At 70.9% G+C, this 15,697-nt stretch carries 16 protein-coding genes; 6 read left to right on the forward strand and 10 right to left on the reverse strand.

What is annotated here, in order from left to right; translation table 11 throughout:
• Positions 1–47: 47 nt before the first annotated feature.
• Positions 48–1,352 carry a UDP-glucose dehydrogenase family protein gene (locus ACLJOU_RS02505; protein WP_410562635.1) on the reverse strand — a complete coding sequence of 435 codons (1,305 nt, stop codon included), beginning with the start codon at positions 1,350–1,352 and terminating at the stop codon, positions 48–50.
• A gap of 144 nt (positions 1,353–1,496) precedes the next feature.
• Between ACLJOU_RS02505 and ACLJOU_RS02510 the strand changes: the two genes are divergently transcribed.
• Positions 1,497–2,255, forward strand: a complete 759-nt coding sequence (locus ACLJOU_RS02510) for an SDR family NAD(P)-dependent oxidoreductase (RefSeq protein ID WP_410564675.1) — start codon at positions 1,497–1,499, stop codon at positions 2,253–2,255.
• A 47-nt stretch (positions 2,256–2,302) separates the two neighbouring features.
• Here ACLJOU_RS02510 and ACLJOU_RS02515 read toward each other — a convergent pair whose 3' ends face one another.
• The 3 genes from ACLJOU_RS02515 to ACLJOU_RS02525 form a co-directional block, all read right to left on the reverse strand.
• On the reverse strand, positions 2,303–2,956 hold the full coding sequence (locus ACLJOU_RS02515; protein ID WP_410562638.1) for a class I SAM-dependent methyltransferase: 654 nt from the start codon (positions 2,954–2,956) through the stop codon (positions 2,303–2,305).
• A 140-nt stretch (positions 2,957–3,096) separates the two neighbouring features.
• Positions 3,097–3,723 (reverse strand): helix-turn-helix transcriptional regulator, encoded by a 627-nt coding sequence (locus tag ACLJOU_RS02520; protein ID WP_410562641.1) that lies wholly within the window; start codon positions 3,721–3,723, stop codon positions 3,097–3,099.
• Between the two features lie 83 nt (positions 3,724–3,806).
• The gene (locus ACLJOU_RS02525) at positions 3,807–5,447 is read right to left on the reverse strand and encodes a TM0106 family RecB-like putative nuclease (protein WP_410562643.1); all 1,641 of its coding nucleotides are present in this window, start codon (positions 5,445–5,447) and stop codon (positions 3,807–3,809) included.
• A gap of 90 nt (positions 5,448–5,537) precedes the next feature.
• On the opposite strand from ACLJOU_RS02525, the gene ACLJOU_RS02530 reads away from it, so the two are divergent.
• Entirely contained in the window at positions 5,538–5,999 is a 462-nt protein-coding gene (locus ACLJOU_RS02530) for a DUF6474 family protein (RefSeq protein ID WP_410562646.1), read from the forward strand.
• 44 nt (positions 6,000–6,043) lie between these two features.
• Here ACLJOU_RS02530 and ACLJOU_RS02535 read toward each other — a convergent pair whose 3' ends face one another.
• From ACLJOU_RS02535 to ACLJOU_RS02550, 4 genes are read right to left on the reverse strand one after another with little or no spacing between them, the layout of a single operon-like run.
• Positions 6,044–7,003: a glycine betaine ABC transporter substrate-binding protein gene (locus tag ACLJOU_RS02535; protein ID WP_410562649.1), complete on the reverse strand. Its 960-nt coding sequence runs from the start codon at positions 7,001–7,003 to the stop codon at positions 6,044–6,046.
• The gene (locus ACLJOU_RS02540; protein WP_410562651.1) at positions 7,000–7,779 is read right to left on the reverse strand and encodes an ABC transporter permease; all 780 of its coding nucleotides are present in this window, start codon (positions 7,777–7,779) and stop codon (positions 7,000–7,002) included. Before ACLJOU_RS02540 ends, ACLJOU_RS02535 begins: the two co-directional genes overlap by 4 nt.
• Entirely contained in the window at positions 7,776–8,942 is a 1,167-nt protein-coding gene (locus ACLJOU_RS02545) for an ATP-binding cassette domain-containing protein (protein WP_410562654.1), read from the reverse strand. Before ACLJOU_RS02545 ends, ACLJOU_RS02540 begins: the two co-directional genes overlap by 4 nt.
• Positions 8,935–9,582: an ABC transporter permease gene (locus ACLJOU_RS02550; protein ID WP_410562656.1), complete on the reverse strand. Its 648-nt coding sequence runs from the start codon at positions 9,580–9,582 to the stop codon at positions 8,935–8,937. The genes ACLJOU_RS02545 and ACLJOU_RS02550 overlap by 8 nt, the downstream gene beginning before the upstream one ends.
• 291 nt (positions 9,583–9,873) lie before the next feature.
• On the opposite strand from ACLJOU_RS02550, the gene ACLJOU_RS02555 reads away from it, so the two are divergent.
• The 4 genes from ACLJOU_RS02555 (at position 9,874) to ACLJOU_RS02570 (ending at position 12,910) form a co-directional block, all read left to right on the forward strand.
• Positions 9,874–10,368 carry a hypothetical protein gene (locus ACLJOU_RS02555; protein WP_410564677.1) on the forward strand — a complete coding sequence of 165 codons (495 nt, stop codon included), beginning with the start codon at positions 9,874–9,876 and terminating at the stop codon, positions 10,366–10,368.
• A 77-nt stretch (positions 10,369–10,445) separates the two neighbouring features.
• Entirely contained in the window at positions 10,446–11,207 is a 762-nt protein-coding gene (locus ACLJOU_RS02560; RefSeq protein WP_410562658.1) for a YcnI family protein, read from the forward strand.
• 102 nt (positions 11,208–11,309) lie between these two features.
• Positions 11,310–11,876 (forward strand): copper resistance protein CopC, encoded by a 567-nt coding sequence (locus tag ACLJOU_RS02565; RefSeq protein ID WP_410564679.1) that lies wholly within the window; start codon positions 11,310–11,312, stop codon positions 11,874–11,876.
• Between the two features lie 5 nt (positions 11,877–11,881).
• On the forward strand, positions 11,882–12,910 hold the full coding sequence (locus ACLJOU_RS02570; protein ID WP_410562660.1) for a copper resistance D family protein: 1,029 nt from the start codon (positions 11,882–11,884) through the stop codon (positions 12,908–12,910).
• Positions 12,911–13,121: 211 nt separating this feature from the next.
• On the opposite strand, the gene ACLJOU_RS02575 is transcribed toward ACLJOU_RS02570, so the two are convergent.
• Positions 13,122–14,009, reverse strand: coding sequence for a phosphotransferase enzyme family protein (locus ACLJOU_RS02575; RefSeq protein WP_410564681.1), 888 nt, complete (start codon positions 14,007–14,009; stop codon positions 13,122–13,124).
• A gap of 22 nt (positions 14,010–14,031) precedes the next feature.
• Positions 14,032–15,417 (reverse strand): tetratricopeptide repeat protein, encoded by a 1,386-nt coding sequence (locus ACLJOU_RS02580; protein ID WP_410562661.1) that lies wholly within the window; start codon positions 15,415–15,417, stop codon positions 14,032–14,034.
• Between the last annotated feature and the right edge of the window lie 280 nt (positions 15,418–15,697).

Below are 15,697 nucleotides of genomic sequence, written 5' to 3' on the forward strand. Positions count from 1 at the left end.
GACCGACACGCGATGCCGTGCCGATCACCCTAGCGGGCCGGGCGCGGTCAGGAAACCTTGATCCGCGCCGCCGCCCGCGGCCGCCCGACGCCCTGCCAGGACAGCCCGGCGTCCACGATGACCCGCGGATCGAGCAGGTTGCGCGTGTCGACGACGTCGATGCCCTCCATGAGCTCGGCCATCGCCGCCCAGTCCAGGTGCTTGAACTCGGCCCATTCGGTCAGCACTACGACGGCGTCCGCGTCCTTCGCGACCTGGTAGGCGTCGTCGACGACGGTCATCCCGGCGATCTCGCCGTCGACGGCCGGGTCGTAGGCGATCAGCTCGGCCCCCAGCGCGCACAGCACCGACGAGACGGCGAGCGCGGGCGAGTCGCGCAGGTCGTTCGTGCCCGCCTTGAACGCCAGGCCCAGCACGCCGATCCGGGCGCCCGCCAGCGTACCGCCGACCGCGCCGGCGATCTTCGCGACGATCCGGTCGCGCTGGGCGAGGTTCTCGTCGATGGCCGAGGTCAGCATGGTGAAGTCGTAGTTCACCGACTCGGCCACCTTGACCAGCGCGCTGGTGTCCTTGGGCAGGCAGGAGCCGCCCCAGCCGGGACCGGGCCTGAGGAACGTCCGCCCGATGCGGCGGTCGTGGCCCATGCCTTCGGTGACGAGGTCGATGTCCGCGCCGAGCCGTTCGCACAGCTCGGCGATCGAGTTGACGTAGGACAGCTTCAGCGCGAGGTAGCAGTTCGCGGCGTACTTCACGAGCTCCGCGCTGGCCGCGTCGGCGACGACGACCGGGGCGTCCAGCTCGGCGTACAGCTCACCGACCCAGCGCGCGGCGGCGAGGTCGTCCGAGCCGACGACGATCCGGTCCGGGCCCAGGAAGTCCGCGACCGCGGTGCCTTCGCGGAGGAACTCGGGGTTCGACACGACCGGCACGTCGGCCCGGCCGACCAGCTCCTGGATCCGCTTCGACGTGCCGACCGGCACGGTCGACTTGGTGACCAGCGCACAGCCTCGGGGCAGGACGTCCCCGATCTCGGCTGTCACCGCCTCGACCGCACGCAGGTCGGCGGAGCCGCCGGCCCCCATCGGCGTCGGCACGCACAGGAACACCGCCTGCGCGTCGCGGACCGCGTCCCGCGCACCGACGACGAACTGCAGACGCCCGGCCGCGAGCCCGCGGTGCACCAGGTCGGCGAGGCCGGGTTCGAGGATGTCGACGCGGCCCGCGGCCAGCCGCGAGACCTTCGCGCGGTCGACGTCCACGCAGGTGACGAAATGCCCGAGACTGGCCAGGCAGGCCCCCGTGGTCAAGCCGACGTATCCGGTTCCAACCACCACGATCCGAGCTGGCGTCATGCTGCTGAAGGTGACAGCCGGATGTGACCACCGCGCTAACGGAACCGGTCGGGCCCGAAAGCGGTGAGCGAAGACACGGGCCATCCGGATGCGAACGAGCGTTAACCTGTTCCCGCGAACGTGAAGACGAAGGGAACGGCACAGATGCAGATCAACGGCACCGCGGCGCTCGTCACCGGGGGCGCGTCCGGCCTCGGCGGGGCGACGGCGAAGGCCCTCGCGGCCAAGGGCGCGCGGGTGTTCGCGCTCGACCTGGCCGCGTCGATCGAAAAGGCCGAGCAGCTCGACGGCGTCACCTACGTCGAGGCCGACGTCACCGACGTCGAGCAGGTCGAGGCGGCCGTCGCGACCGCGGCCGGGTCGGGTGTGCCGCTGCGGACCGTGGTGAACTGCGCCGGCATCGGGCCGTCCGCGCGCATCCTGTCCAAGAAGGGCCGGCACGACCTCGCGCTGTACGCGAAGGTCATCCAGATCAACCTGGTCGGCACGTTCAACGTGCTCACCATCGCGTCCGAGGCGATCGCCAAGACCGAACCGCTCGACGACGACGCGCGCGGCGTCATCATCAACACCGCGTCGATCGCCGCGTTCGACGGCCAGATCGGGCAGGTCGCCTACTCGTCGTCCAAGGGCGGTGTCGTCGGCATGACCCTGCCGGCCGCGCGCGACCTGGCTTCGCACGGCATCCGCGTGTTGACCATCGCCCCGGGCATCGTCGACACCCCGATGCTGGCCACGGTCAGCGACGAGTTCCGCGCGTCGCTCGCGGCCGGCGTCCCGTTCCCGAAGCGCCTCGCGCGGCCGGACGAGTACGCGCAGCTCGCGCTGTCCCTCATCGACCACGACTACCTGAACGGCGAGGTCGTCCGGATGGACGGCTCGCTGCGGATGGCCCCGCGCTGACCCCCGCAAGGGCGGGCACGTCCACGTGAAAGTGCCCGCCCCTGCGGTCAGCGGGTGAGGCGGACCTCCAAGCCGAGGCCGTCGGTCGTCACCGAGCAGCCGCCGAACGCGCTGTCCGCGGCCAGCGTCTCGAACTGCGCGGCCGTGAACGCGCGGCGCCGCAGCCAGCCGAGCGTCTGCCGCACGGTGAACCCGGCGACCACACCGACGTTCATGCCGGCGACCTCGCGATCGATGTCCGCGCCGGTGGCCTCGTGGTTGAGGTCGTGGATCACCGCGAACCCGCCCGGGCGCAGCACCCCGTGCATCTCGTTCAGCGCGGTCACCGGCTGCCGGAAGTTCTTGAACGCCGCCTGGCAGACCAGGAAGTCGAACGACTCGTCCGCGAACGGTGCGCGCGTGATGTCGCCCTGCCGGAAGTCGATGTCGAGCCCGGCGCCGTTTTCCCGGGCGATCTCCACCATCGTGTGGCTGATGTCGAGCCCGGTGACGCGGTAGCCGCGCTTGGCCAGCTCCACGGCGAAGAAGCCGGGGCCGGGCGCCACCTCGAGGACTTCGGCGCCCTCCGGCCAGCCGGCGGTGACTTCGGCCGCCTGCCGCCGGTACTGCGCGAGCTGGGCCTCGGTCCCCCGGTTCCTGGCGTACCAGCGGGCCTGGAACCCCTCCATCTCGGGCACTTTGTGCTTGCGGGTCGTCTCCATGGATCTCTCCTCTTCGGTTGGACCGAACCGAAGAGCACACCCGGTTTATCCTTGCGGTGCCACCTCGTGGCCGGGCGTGCTCGGTTCGGGGTCGAGGACCCCGGGCGGTGTGCCAGCACCTCCCGGGGTCCGTGCTTCTCCTATTCCGCCGGTTCCCCGAACTCCTCGGGGATCTCGCCGGTCTCGTACCAGCGACGCCAGGCTTCGACGCCCGGCATGCTGCCGCTGGTCAGTTCGTCGAGGAAGCCGCGCACCCAGCGCGCCTCGGCTTCCGTCATCGCGATGTCGTACTCGACCTCGATCAGGAACATCCGCGGCATCACCGGTCGCAGCTCGTCCAGCACGGCCCGCTGCCTGGCGGCCCGCTCGTCGAGCCGGCCGAGCCGCTCCCGCAGCCGGCTGACCGCCTGGTCCGGCCCCAGGACGCCGATCATCGACAGCCCCGACCGGAACCGCGGCGGTTCCGGGTCCACCGTGCCGACGAGCTCGCGGACCCAGTCCTCGTGCTCCTCGCGCCCGGCCGGGGTGAGCCGGTAGACGGTCCGCTCGGGCCGTCCGCCGTCCTTGACGCTTTCCACGGCCTCGACGAAGCCGTGTTTCTCGAGGTTGGCGACCACGGTGTAGAGCGAACCCCACTTGATCGGCATGTCCGCGTCCTTGCCGCGCTCCTTGAGCACGGTCGCCATCTCGTACGGGTGCATGGGCCGCTCCAGCACCACGGACAGCACGGCCAGGCCGAGCAGGTTGCCGACCTTCCGCCGCTTCATCCCCACTCCTCGTCTACGAGTACTCGCAGACGAGTATTACGGATGACACGTCAGCAGGCAAGTGTCTTAGTCGACAAAGCACCTCAGAGGTCGAACATGAACGGGACTTCGGCCTGCGCCCGCTCGTCGATCCACTCGCGCAGCGCCCGCGTCGCCAGGACGTCGTCCTCGTTGTAGCGCAGGAGCCGCTCGCGCTGGTCGTCGTCCGGCTTCTCGCCGTCCATGCCCACGGCGTCGCGGTACCAGCGCATCGACGCCTCGCCACCGGCCTCCGGATCACGCCACGAGAACCCGGCCACCGGCGCGATCACCTTCAGGCCCTTGCCGTGGGAGCACAGGAACTGGTCGGTGACGCTGCGGAAGAGGTCGACCCACTGCGCGGAATCCACAAAGGACTGGATGTCCGTCTTCGACGGGACGCCGGGGTGGTCGCCGAAGCGCTCGACCGAGCCGAACAGCCAGCGGTTCTCGGCGAGGGCGTTGTAGCAGTAGGCGCGGAAGGTCAGGCCGGCCGCTTCGGTGCGCTCGCGGACGTCGGTGAGCCACGCCCAGAACTCGGCGAAGGAGCGGGCCTCGTCGTCGGTCGGCAGCGGGTCCCACGTCGCGAAGGCGCGGTAGCCCTGCGGGACGCCGATGTCGGCACCGGTCAGCAGGCAGCCCCAGAGGTACGCGCCGGCGTCGCCGAAGCTCTCCATGTCGACGTCGACCTCGACGTCGGCGCGCGGCACCTCGACCCGGTCGACGCGGCGGACCAGCGTGAGGTCGGCCAGCCAGGCCCGGGCGAGCACGACGGCGTCCGGGAAGGTGACGCCGGTCCAGTTGACCTCCGGCAGCTCGCCCGCCGGATCGAGCGCGGCCAGCTTGTCCACAGTGGACACGCCGGCCCGGCGCAGCTCGACGGCGTCCTCGCCGCGGACGACGAGGCTGACGTCCCGGGTCTCGGTGAGCACGACCTCGCACGTCGGCCACCAGGGGCAGCGCCGGCACTCCAGCACGCGCGACGGCTCGGCGAGCGGCTCTTCGCCGTTCGCGGCGGCGGTGGCGATGGCCAGCCGGTCGGCGAACCGGGCCTGGTACTCGGTGAGCGCGGTGCGCCCGCCCGGCCAGGTGCCCGCGGTGAGGTCGTGCCAGACGACGACGTCGGCGTCGAGGCCGATGACACCGCCGAGGACGAGGGTCTCGTCGGCCTGCCCGAGCGTCTGCAGCATGCGGCGGATGTGCACCAGGCGGAGCTGGTCACGCGGCTGCGACCGGACCTTGCGGCCTTCGTCGGCGGCGCGGTGCGCCGGGTCGAGATCGGTCAGGTCGGTGACGACGGCGCCGGTGCCGCGGTCGGTGATGCGGTGGCGCACGACGAGCACCGGGACGTAGCCGCGGCCGGTGCGGACGAGCAGGTCGATGCCGCCGCGCCGGTGGCCGGCCGGGTCGACCGGCAGGAGCGCGCCCCAGATGTAGCGCGCGCCGTCGGCGAAGGCCTGCAGCGTCTGCTCGACGCGCTCCTGGGCGGGCAGGTCGCGGCCGACCTTCACCCAGTGGTCGTCGTTGGCGGCCATCAGCCGGGTGACGATGTCCTCGCGGTGGGCGGCGGCGTCGGCGATCCGCTGCTGGGCGGTGGGGTCGGGCGGGGAAAGCGGTACCTCGCGCATGGCGGGGTCGTGCTCGAGGTGCACGCGGCGACGGCAGCGGCTGACCGCGCCCGCGTCGAGTACCACCTCGGTGTTCATGGAGATCACTCTAGATTCCCACGGCCGAGCCGACATGCCCGCCACCCAGGCGACCAGTAAGTTCGACCTCGACACGTCGCAGGAGGTGCCATGGCGCGCAAGGCCAAGGTCGAGGGTGAAGCCAGGTTCACCCCTAAGAGGGCGAAGAACGCGGTCGCGGTGGCCAAGGTGCTCGGCCCGGCGGTGATCCCGGTGGTGGCCCCGCTGGCGGTCCGCGCGGCGGGCGCGGCCCGGGAGGCGTACGACCGCTATCAGGCCCGCAAGCTGGGCGTCTCGGTCGACCGGCTGGGCGAGTACACGGGCCGCGGCGCGGCCCTGCACGCCCGGATCGCGGGGATTGCCGAGGGCTGCCGGGACCTGCAGAAGTCGGAGAAGGCGTCCGACGCGGACCGCGAGTTCGCGAAGGGGGCATTGGGGACGCTGGAGCAGCTGTCGGCTTCGGTCCGGGCCGCGGAGCGGATGCCGACGGCGCGGCGGAAGTCGGTGCACCGGGCGGTGGCCGGGGAATTGGAGCGGCTGGAGGGCCAGCTGCTGCACCGGCTCGGAATCTGACCGGGCAGCGGTCCCCGGCGCCGTTGCACCGGGGACCGCGCCGGCTACTTCACGAAACCCTTCTTGACCATCCAGTCGTGGGCGACCTTCCCCGCGTCCTGGCCGTCGACGTCGACCTGCTTGCACAGTTCGACCATCTGCTCGTTGTCGATCGCCGCGCTCACCTCCTCCAGGGGGCCGCGGACCTCCGGGTGCTGGTTCAGCCACTCCGTTCGCAACGTCGCCACCGCGTTGTACTGGGGGAACGCCTTCTTGTCGTCCTCCAGCACCCGCAGGTTCAGGCCCGAAATGCGGCCGTCCGTCGTGAAGACCTCACCCACCGGGCAGGTTCCGCTCGCCACCGCCGAATAGATCGTGCCGATGCCGAAGTTCTTCACCGTCGGTTTCTGGAAGCCGTACGCCTTGACCGCCGCCGGGAAGCCGTCCTGGCGGCTGGTGAATTCCGTCTCCAGGCAGAACACCGCCTGGTCAGGCTTCTGCTTGATGAACGCCGCCAGGTCGGACGTCGTCTTCAAATTGTTCTGAGCGCCGTACGCCTCCGTCACCGCGAAGGCGTACTGGTCGTTCAGCGGCGAATACTTGAGCCACGTGACGCCGAACTTCTCCGCGTCCGCCTTGGCCGTCGCCTCGTACTGGGCCTGCTCGCCGCCCGGGACCGGGAGCTCGTTGCCCTGGTAGTTGATCCAGCCCGTGCCCGTGTACTCCCACGTCACGTCCGTCTGGCCCGACAGCAGGGCCTGCCGGGAGGAGTTCGACCCCTTGATGTCGGACAGGTCGACGACGTCCGCGCCCGCCGCCGTCAGGGCCATCTCGGCCATGTACGCCAGGATGATGTTCTCGGTGAAGTCCTTCGACCCCACCGTCACCTTCACGCCCTGCAGGGCCGGGATCGGCTGGATCGAGCCCGGCTTGATGTCGTACGGGACCGCCTGGTTGACCGTCAGCCCGCAGGACGACAGCGTCGCGCCCAGCAGCGCCACGACCGCCAAACGACGGAGTTTCATCGCAGCCCCTTCGGTCCGAAGTACTGTTCGGCGACCGCGCCCAGCCAGTCCACCAGCAGCGCCAGCGCCACGGCCAGCACCGAGCCCGTCACCAGGACCGGGGTCAGGTTCAGCTTGTAGCCGGTGTCGATGAGGAGCCCGAACCCGCCCGCGTTGACGAACATGCCGAACGTCGCCGTGCCGACCGCCAGCACCAGCGACGTGCGCAGGCCGGCCAGGATCAGCGGGACGGCCAGCGGGAGCTCGACGCGCCAGAGCACCGCGCCCGCCGACATCCCGATGCCGCGGCCCGCGTCGATCAGGGCCGGGTCGACCTGCTGGATGCCGACCATCGTGTTCCGCAGCACCGGCAGCAGCGAGTAGAACGCCAGCGGCAGCGCGGCCACCCAGATCCCGCCGGTCGCGCCGGTGACGATGAACCACAGCACCAGCACGCCCAGTGCGGGCGCCGCCTGGCCGATGTTCGCGATGGCCAGGAAGACCGGGGCCAGGAACCGTGCCCAGGGCCGGGTCACCAGGATGCCGAGCGGCACCGCGACCAGCACGACGATGGCGGTCACCACGAGCGTCATCAGCACGTGGTCCCCCAACGCCGTGAGCAGCGAAGACGCGTTGAGCGTCGCCCTTTCCGTCGCGGTCAGGTCGCTGGAGAACACCGAGACCAGCGTCACCGCGACGATCACCAGCACCGCGACCGGCTGGGCGAGCAGCCGGACGCGTTCCGCGCGCCGCGAGCCGGACTCGGTGCTGAAGCCGGTGTCGACGGCGGCCGTCATGCCGGCACCTCTTCGTCGTTCGTGTGCTCCTCGCGCAGCTGCTGGATGGTCGCGATCACCGTGTCCAGCTGGATGGTGCCCGCGTACTCGCCGCGCGCGCCGGTGACCGGCACCGAGCCACCCTCGGCGAGCATCGCCTCGAGCGCGTCCTGCAGCGTCGACTGGAGGCTGACGACGTCCCGCAGCGGCTTGCCCAGGTTGGCCAGCGAAGACGCCGACGTGAGCTCGCGGACGTGCACCCACCGCGTCGGACGGCGGCGCGCGTCCAGCACGAGCGCGAAGTGCTTGCGCGACGACTGGAGCTTCTCGCGCACCGAAGCGGGCGACTCGTCGGCGGTCACCGTGAGCGCGTCCTGCTGGAGCTCGACGTCGCGGACGCGCAGCAGCGTCAGCTGCTTCAGCGACGCGCCCGCGCCCACGAACCCCGCGACCGTGTCGTCCGCCGGGTTCGCCAGGATCGCTTCCGGCGTGTCGTACTGCAGGATCGTCGACTGGTTGCCGAGCACGGCGATCTTGTCGCCGAGCTTCACGGCTTCGTCGAAGTCGTGCGTCACGAAGACGATCGTCTTCTTCAGTTCGGTCTGCAGCCGCAGCAGCTCGTCCTGCAGGTTGCCGCGGGTGATCGGGTCGACCGCGCCGAACGGCTCGTCCATCAGCAGCACCGGCGGGTCCGCGGCCAGTGCCCGCGCCACGCCGACGCGCTGCTGCTGCCCGCCCGAGAGCTGGCGCGGGAAGCGGTCGCGGAAGTCGGCCGGGTCGAGCCCGACCAGGTCCATCATCTCCTCGACCCGGTCGTTGACCTTCTTCTTGTCCCAGCCGAGCAGGCCCGGCACCACCGCGATGTTCTGCGCGACGGTGAAGTGCGGGAAGAGCCCCGCCTGCTGGATCGCGTAGCCGATGCGCCGCCGGAGCGTGTCGACGTCCAGCTTCAGCGCGTCGTCGCCGCCGATGGTGATCCGGCCGGACGTCGGCTCGATCAGCCGGTTGATCATGCGCATGGTGGTCGTCTTGCCGCAGCCGGACGGGCCGACGAAGACGACGATCTTGCCGGCCGGGACGACCATCGAGAAGTCGTCGACCGCGGGGGTGCGGGTGCCGGGGTACCGCTTGGTCACGTGCTCCAGCTCGATTTCGACGCCGGAGACTTCCTCGTTCTCAGCCACGGACACCCCTCGAGATGGTGAAGCGCTTGATCAGGACGTAGACGCCGTCGAGCAGCAGGGCGAGGATGACCACCCCGACCGTGCCGGCGACGGCCTGGTTCAGGGAGTTCGTGCTCCCCGCGTTCGTGAGCCCGGAGAAGACCTCGGCGCCGAAGCCCGGGCCCTTCGCGTAGGCGGCGATCACCGCGATGCCCATCAGCATCTGCGTGGCCACCCGCATGCCGGTGAGGATCGCCGGCCACGCCAGCCGCAGCTCGACCCGGGTGAGCACGCCGAAGCGGCTCATCCCGATACCGCGCGCGGCGTCGGTGACCGCGGGGTCGACGCCGTCGAGCCCGACGATGGTGTTCCGGACGATCGGCAGCAGGCCGTAGAGCACCAGCGCGATCACGGCCGTCGTCGGACCGAGCCCCGAGAGGGGGATCAGCAGGCCCAGGAGGGCGAACGACGGGACCGTCAGGATCGTGCTCGCCAGGGCCGTGGCCACCGCCGAGCCGATCGGGCTGCGGTACACCGCGACCCCGATCAGCACGCCGAGGACCGCGGCGATGACGGTGCACTGCACCACCATGCTGGTGTGCAGGTAGGCCTCGAGCCACAGCTTGCCCGCCCGGTCGGAGATGTAGTCGAAGAGGTTCATCCGTGTCCGCTCTCCCGCCCTTCGCGCCGGCTTCACCCGAACGGGCTAGTCCCTGACCGACGGCTCAGTACCCGTGAGTCCGCCGGGCGAAACCCCCGTCTCCGGCCCACCGTGGCCCAGGTCACCGGGATCGGCAACAGATCGCCTGAACCAGGCCGAGCCGTGGGACGTGAACTCGGCGTGTGCTCACTTCACGGGATCACACGCTCACGGCGAGGCAAGTCCCTTAGGCTGCTCGTCATGAGCGATCCGGCCCGGCGTCCCGCCGTGCTGGGTGCTACCCGCGGAGTGTTGCTCGGTGTCAGCGCCGGAGCGCTCTCCGTCACCGCGCACCGGCTCGCCGACGGCGGCCTGCCGGACCCGGCGATGACCGCCCTGCTCGCCGGCCTGTTCGGCTGGACGGCGGCCGCGTTCGCCCGCAAGGCCCGCGGGCCGATCGCCACGATCACCCTGCTGGGGGCCGCCCAGCTGGTGATGCACCTGCTGCTCACCACGCTCGCCGACCACCACGACATGGCCGCGATGCCCGCGCCCACCGGCTTCGGCATGACCGCCGCGCACGCGATCGCGACCGTGCTCACCGCGCTCCTGCTCGCCCGCGCGGACACGATGCTCCTCACGGTGCTGGCCGTGCTGCGCGCGATCCTGCCGCGGTTGCTGACCCCGCTCCCGGTGCCGTCCGCGGCACCCGCACTCGTCCCGGCCCGCGTGGGCGGCCCGGACCACCTCGTCGGCGTCGACCTGCGCCGGATCCGCGGCCGCCGCGGGCCGCCCGGCCACTCCTGAAGCCCAGCTCGTCCCCGAAAACGGCCGGTCCCCGCACCGAGCCGTCCCCTTTTCTTGAGTTTCTCAGGAGTGAACCCATGTCCCAGCACGTCTTCAAGCGCGCCGGTTTCCTCGCCGCCACCGTCGGCATCGCCGGTCTCCTCGGCACGGGCGTCGCGTCCGCGCACGTCACCGCCAACGTCTACGGCTCGCAGCCCACGAAGGGCGGCTACGCGGCGATCGTCTTCCGCGTGCCGAGCGAGGAGAAGGACCCGATCACCACCACGAAGGTCGCCGTCGACTTCAAGGCGGACTACGGCATCGGCTCGGTGCGGACCAAGCCGGTTCCCGGCTGGACCGCCCAGGTGACGAAGTCCAAGCTGCCCGCTCCGATCACCAAGGACAACGGCACGCAGATCACCGAAGCCGTCACCGCGGTGACCTGGACCGCGCAGCCGGGCAACGAGCTCAAGGCCACCGACTACCAGGAGTTCTCGGTCAGCTTCGGGCCCCTGCCGACCAATGTGGACCAGGTCGAGTTCCCGGCCCACCAGACCTACAGCGACGGCAAGGTCGTGGACTGGAACCAGCCGACGCCGGCGAACGGCGAGGAGCCGGAGCACCCGACGCCGACCGTGAAGCTGGCCGCGAAGTCCGAGGGCGACGAGCACGGGATGGCCGCGAACACGGCGTCGACCACCGGCGAGCACACTGAGGCCGCGACATCGAACACGTCGGACAGCACGGCCCGCTGGCTCGGCGGGGCCGGCCTGCTCGTCGGGGCCATCGGCCTCGGCGTCGGGGCCGGCGCGACCATCCGGGCCCGCAAGGCCACGGCCAAGTCGGGAGGCAACAGCTAAATGCGCGGTGTGCCCATCGTTACCAATCCGACCGGCAGTCACGGCGGAAACCCTCGCCTGGCGCGGATCGGCTGCGGACCGTGCCCGCCTGCTTTCGGCCGGATTGGTAAGGCGCTCGTCGCGCTGGCGTTGACCGTGGTGGCCGTGTTCGGCACGGCCACCCCGGCGCTGGCGCACAACGTGCTGGTTTCCTCGGACCCGGCGAACGGCTCGTCCGTCGCCGCCGGCCCGGCGAAGATCAGCCTGACGTTCGACCAGTACGTGCAGGGCGCGGACGTCAACCAGATCGCGGTGAGCGGCCCCGGCGGCGGCCAGTGGGCCGAGGGACCGATCGGCGTGGTGAACAACGTCATCAGCGCGCCCCTGCGGCCGCTCGGGCCGGCCGGGAAGTACACCGTCGGCTACCGGGTGCTGTCCGCGGACGGCCACCCGGTGACCGGTGAGCTCACCTTCACCCTCACGACGGCGGGCACCGGCACGCCGGCCACCGTCGACGCCGCGCGGTCGCCGGGCAGCTCCTCCTCGGCGGCGCCGCAGTCGTCGTCGACCGGGGTGCCGATCTGGGTCTGGATCGCCGGAGCCGTCGTGCTGCTGGCCATCGGGCTGACCGTGGCCCTGCGCTCGGGCGGCACGGTCAGTCAGGAAAACCCGGCGGAGAAGAAGCAGTAGTTCAGATGCCCCAGGCCGAGACCACCGCGAAACCCCGCTATTCGACGCTGCTGTGCGTTGTGACGGCGGGCCTGCTGGGCGCCCTCATCGGCGTCGCGCTCACCGCCACCACCCCGGTCCCCGGCGTGGTGCAGCCCGGCGCGGTGGTCTCGGCCGGCATCCCGGTCGTGCGGGTCCTGCTCGACCTCGCCGCGGTCACGACGATCGGGCTCGCTCTGCTGTCCGTGCTCGTCGGCTACGACCGGCCGAAGCTGACCGAGCCCGTGATGCGGCTGGCGCGCCCGGCCGGGGTCGCGGCCGCACTGGTCTGGGCCACGGCCGCCGTCGTCGCGCTGATCCTGCAGACCGCGGAGTACAAGCCGGGTTCGTCGACGCTCGCGGCGTCCGACATCGGCCGGTACATCGCCGACGTCGGCGCGGGCAAGGCGCTCGTCATCGTCGCCGTGCTCGCGCTCGTCCACGCCGGGATCGGCGCGCTGGCGCTGCGCTTCGGCGAGAAGGTGCCCGCCGAGGTCCGGGTCGGGCTCGGCCTGTTCGCGCTGCTGCCGCTGCCGGTCACCGGGCACGCGTCGAACTGGAACTACCACGACTACACGATGATCTCGATGGAGCTGCACGTCATGAGCGCCGTCGCCTGGACCGGCGGCCTCGGCGCGATGACCGTGCTCCTGATCGCGAACCGGACGCTGCTGGCGCACGCGCTGCCGCGGTTCTCGAAGCTCGCGACGCTCTGCCTGGTCATCTCCGTGGCGACCGGGCTGTTCAACGGCCTGGTCGAGGTCTCGCTCAACCCCACCATCGGCTTCTGGACGGCGATCTTCACGACGCCGTACGGGCAGCTGCTCATCCTGAAGACCCTGTGCACCGGCGTCATCGCCCTGCTCGGCGCCAACGTCCGCTGGCGCCTGCTGCCGCGGATCGTCCGGCACGACCGGACGGCGCTCGCCGCGTGGGCGACGCTCGAGCTGACCGTCATGGGACTGGCGTTCGGGTTCGCCGTCGTGCTGACGCGGGCGCCGGTCGTCGCGTCCTGAGACGTCGTCGTCGCAGGTAGAACCGGCGCAAAGTCACCGCGAGTAGCTGCAAATTGCGCATTGGGATGACTGGTGATCCATTGGGGGTGACTGGTCGGGCAGAACTTTCTACCCAGAGCTGACGGCCTTTCTGATGCGACGAACGGTCATTTGCAGTCGGCGAATGCACGTGCAGACTGTGGTCTCGATCACACCAAGTGACAGATGCCGGTCAGCGGTAACGCGTCCACCGCGTGTCGGTGCGCCCGTTCCGGAGGTCGTCCAGGCGCCGGTGCAGCTCCGGCCGGACCTGCGGGCGGCTGCGCAGGATCGGCAGCACGCTGGTCGTCAGCTTCAGCTCCCGGATGCCACGCAGGACGGCGAAACCCGGCCAGGCCGTCACGTCGAAGCCGTACGCCGCGGCGAACGTCCGGTAGCGCACCGGCGGGTCGCCGAACCGCTCGCGGCCGACCGCCAGCGGCGTCAGGTCCCATTCCGGAGGGCCGACGCACGAAGAGTCGAAGTCGCAGAGGACCGGGCCGTCCGGGCCCGGGATGACGTTGCCGGGGTACGCATCGCCGTGGACCAGGCCCCTGGGCAGCGGAAACTCCAGCTCGGCCAGCTCGGCTTCGAGCTCGGCGCAGCGGTCGAGCAGGAACTCCCGGTCGGCGTCCGCGAGCTCTTCGGCGTCGGAGACCCGGGCCCGCACCGCGGCGAACGGCGCCCACTCGGCAAGGCCCTCCGGCGCCGGCAGGGCGTGCACCTGGCGCAGCAGCCGGGCCAGGTCGGTGGACGTCGCCGGGCGGCCGATGCTCGGCACCTGGTGCCACACGGTCACCAGGTGGCCGCCGACTTCCAGCGGCTGCTCGACGTCGGCGAGCAGCCGGATCGCGGGGACGCCGTGGCGTTCGAAGTGGCGGGCCACCCGCACGACCGTGCCGACGCGGTGCCGCAGCTGCGTCGAGCCGACGATCCGGACGACGAAAGGCGCCGTGACCAGCGCGTACACCGCGTTGTTGGTGAACCGCAGCAACCGCGCGCCCGCCGGGTCGAGGCTCAGCAGCGCGCAGGTTTCGGCCAGCACGCCTCGCAGCTTCCCGGGGGTGAACCGGCCGTCCAAAACCGCGCCGGCGCCTTCGGCGTTATGCGGCGTAGAAAGCGTGGAGGCGGTCGGCGAGGTCACGGGCGTCGGCGTTGTTGCGGCGGCGCTCGGCCTCCTCCTGCAGGGGCCGCATCCGGTCCTTGACCCGCTCGGACTTGATGCCCTCGGCGCAGTCGATGGCCTTGCCGCCGACCTTGGCGCCGTGGTCGAGGTCGCCGTCCAGCAGGTGGTTGGTGGCCAGGGCGCTCAGCATGAACGTCTTGGAGCGGGCCATCTCGTCGTCGTAGGACTCGACGGCCCTGGTCAGTGCGGGAATGGCGTACTTGGTGTGCTCGGCGTTCTTCTGCGCGAGGACCGTGTGGACGGTCCCGACCATGGCGTAGACGTCGGTCTCGGTGAAGAACTTGACCCACGACTCGGCTTCGGCCAGGTTGGCGCGCTCGAACTCGTCCTTGCTCCGGCCGAGCAGCTTCACCGCCTGCTCTTCGTTGCCCATCATCGCGTAGGCCCACGCCTCGTTCGCGCAGAGCACGGAGACGGCGAGCTCGGAACCGCTTTCCTGCGCGGCGATCTGGCCCAGCTGGAACAGCTTCAGCGCGTCGTTCGGAGCGTCCTGGTGCAGGTAGACACGGCCCATGCGGTAGAGGACGTTGGCCACCAGAGGGTGGTTTTCGCCCTGCTTGGCCAGGTCGAGCGCGTTCGCGAAGTGGCCGCGGGCGGAGTCCATCAGGCCCGTGTCGAAGGAGGTCCAGCCGGCGAGCGAGTGGAGGTCGGCGAGCGCCACGTACAGCCGGTTCTTCACCAGGTCGGTGCCGTGCGCTTCGAGCATCTGCTGGCCCCAGGACAGCTGGGCCACGACGGCGTCGCGGCAGAACCCGCCGCCGTACTGGTAGTCCAGCGCCCGGAGCGCGCGCGTGGCGGCTTCGACCTGGCGGACGTCGGTCATGCCGATGCGCCCGGGCGCCGGCGTCCTGGCCGGCCCGGCGGCCCACGTGCCCGACTCCGGACCGAACACCGCCGCACCCATCGTGACCTGGGCGGCGTGCGCGAGGAACCTCCGTCGCTTCACGGACTCGTCCTCCTCAGCCTGCTGGCCGTCGGCGGAGCCGACGACCCGGATCGCCGTGGCCTCGTCGTAGGCGAGGCCCATGTACCCACGGGGGACGCCCAGGCCGTCGGCGATCCTCGTGAGCACGTCGTAGGCCATGACCTGGCGGCCCTTGAGGATCTCCGACACCTCGGACTGGGACTGCCCGGTCATCGCGGCGATCTGGCGCTGCGAGACACCGTGCTTGCGCAGGAGCCGGTAGACGGCGCTGATCTCGCGCGACGCGAGAGCCGTTCTCATCTCCGGCTGCTCCCACGCGTCAGCGGGAACTGCGTGGCTCTGCCGGGCTTCGGCACTGCCACCGTTACTGGCGTCCATCGCGCCCCCTCCACTGTCCGGTCGGGCGTCTGTGAAACAGCGTAGGCAAACCTGCGGAACCGTGTGAACAGCCGGACTGACGCCCTGATCGGTCGGGGCGAAGTCCGTTGACCGCTTACCGTGGAACCGAGCCCAGTCACCGCTATGACCGCGGTTCCACCTTCTATCGCACCCGGTTTCACCTCACTGTAGTTGTCAGATCTCCGTCACCGGCCGCACACCGGTAGCGATCACGGAGAGCTACGAAAACCGCAGCGTTGCGACAAGGCGATGTTGCAGA

Origin of the sequence: Amycolatopsis sp. cmx-4-61, assembly GCF_046548775.1 — a bacterium.
Classification (GTDB): Bacteria; Actinomycetota; Actinomycetes; order Mycobacteriales; family Pseudonocardiaceae; genus Amycolatopsis.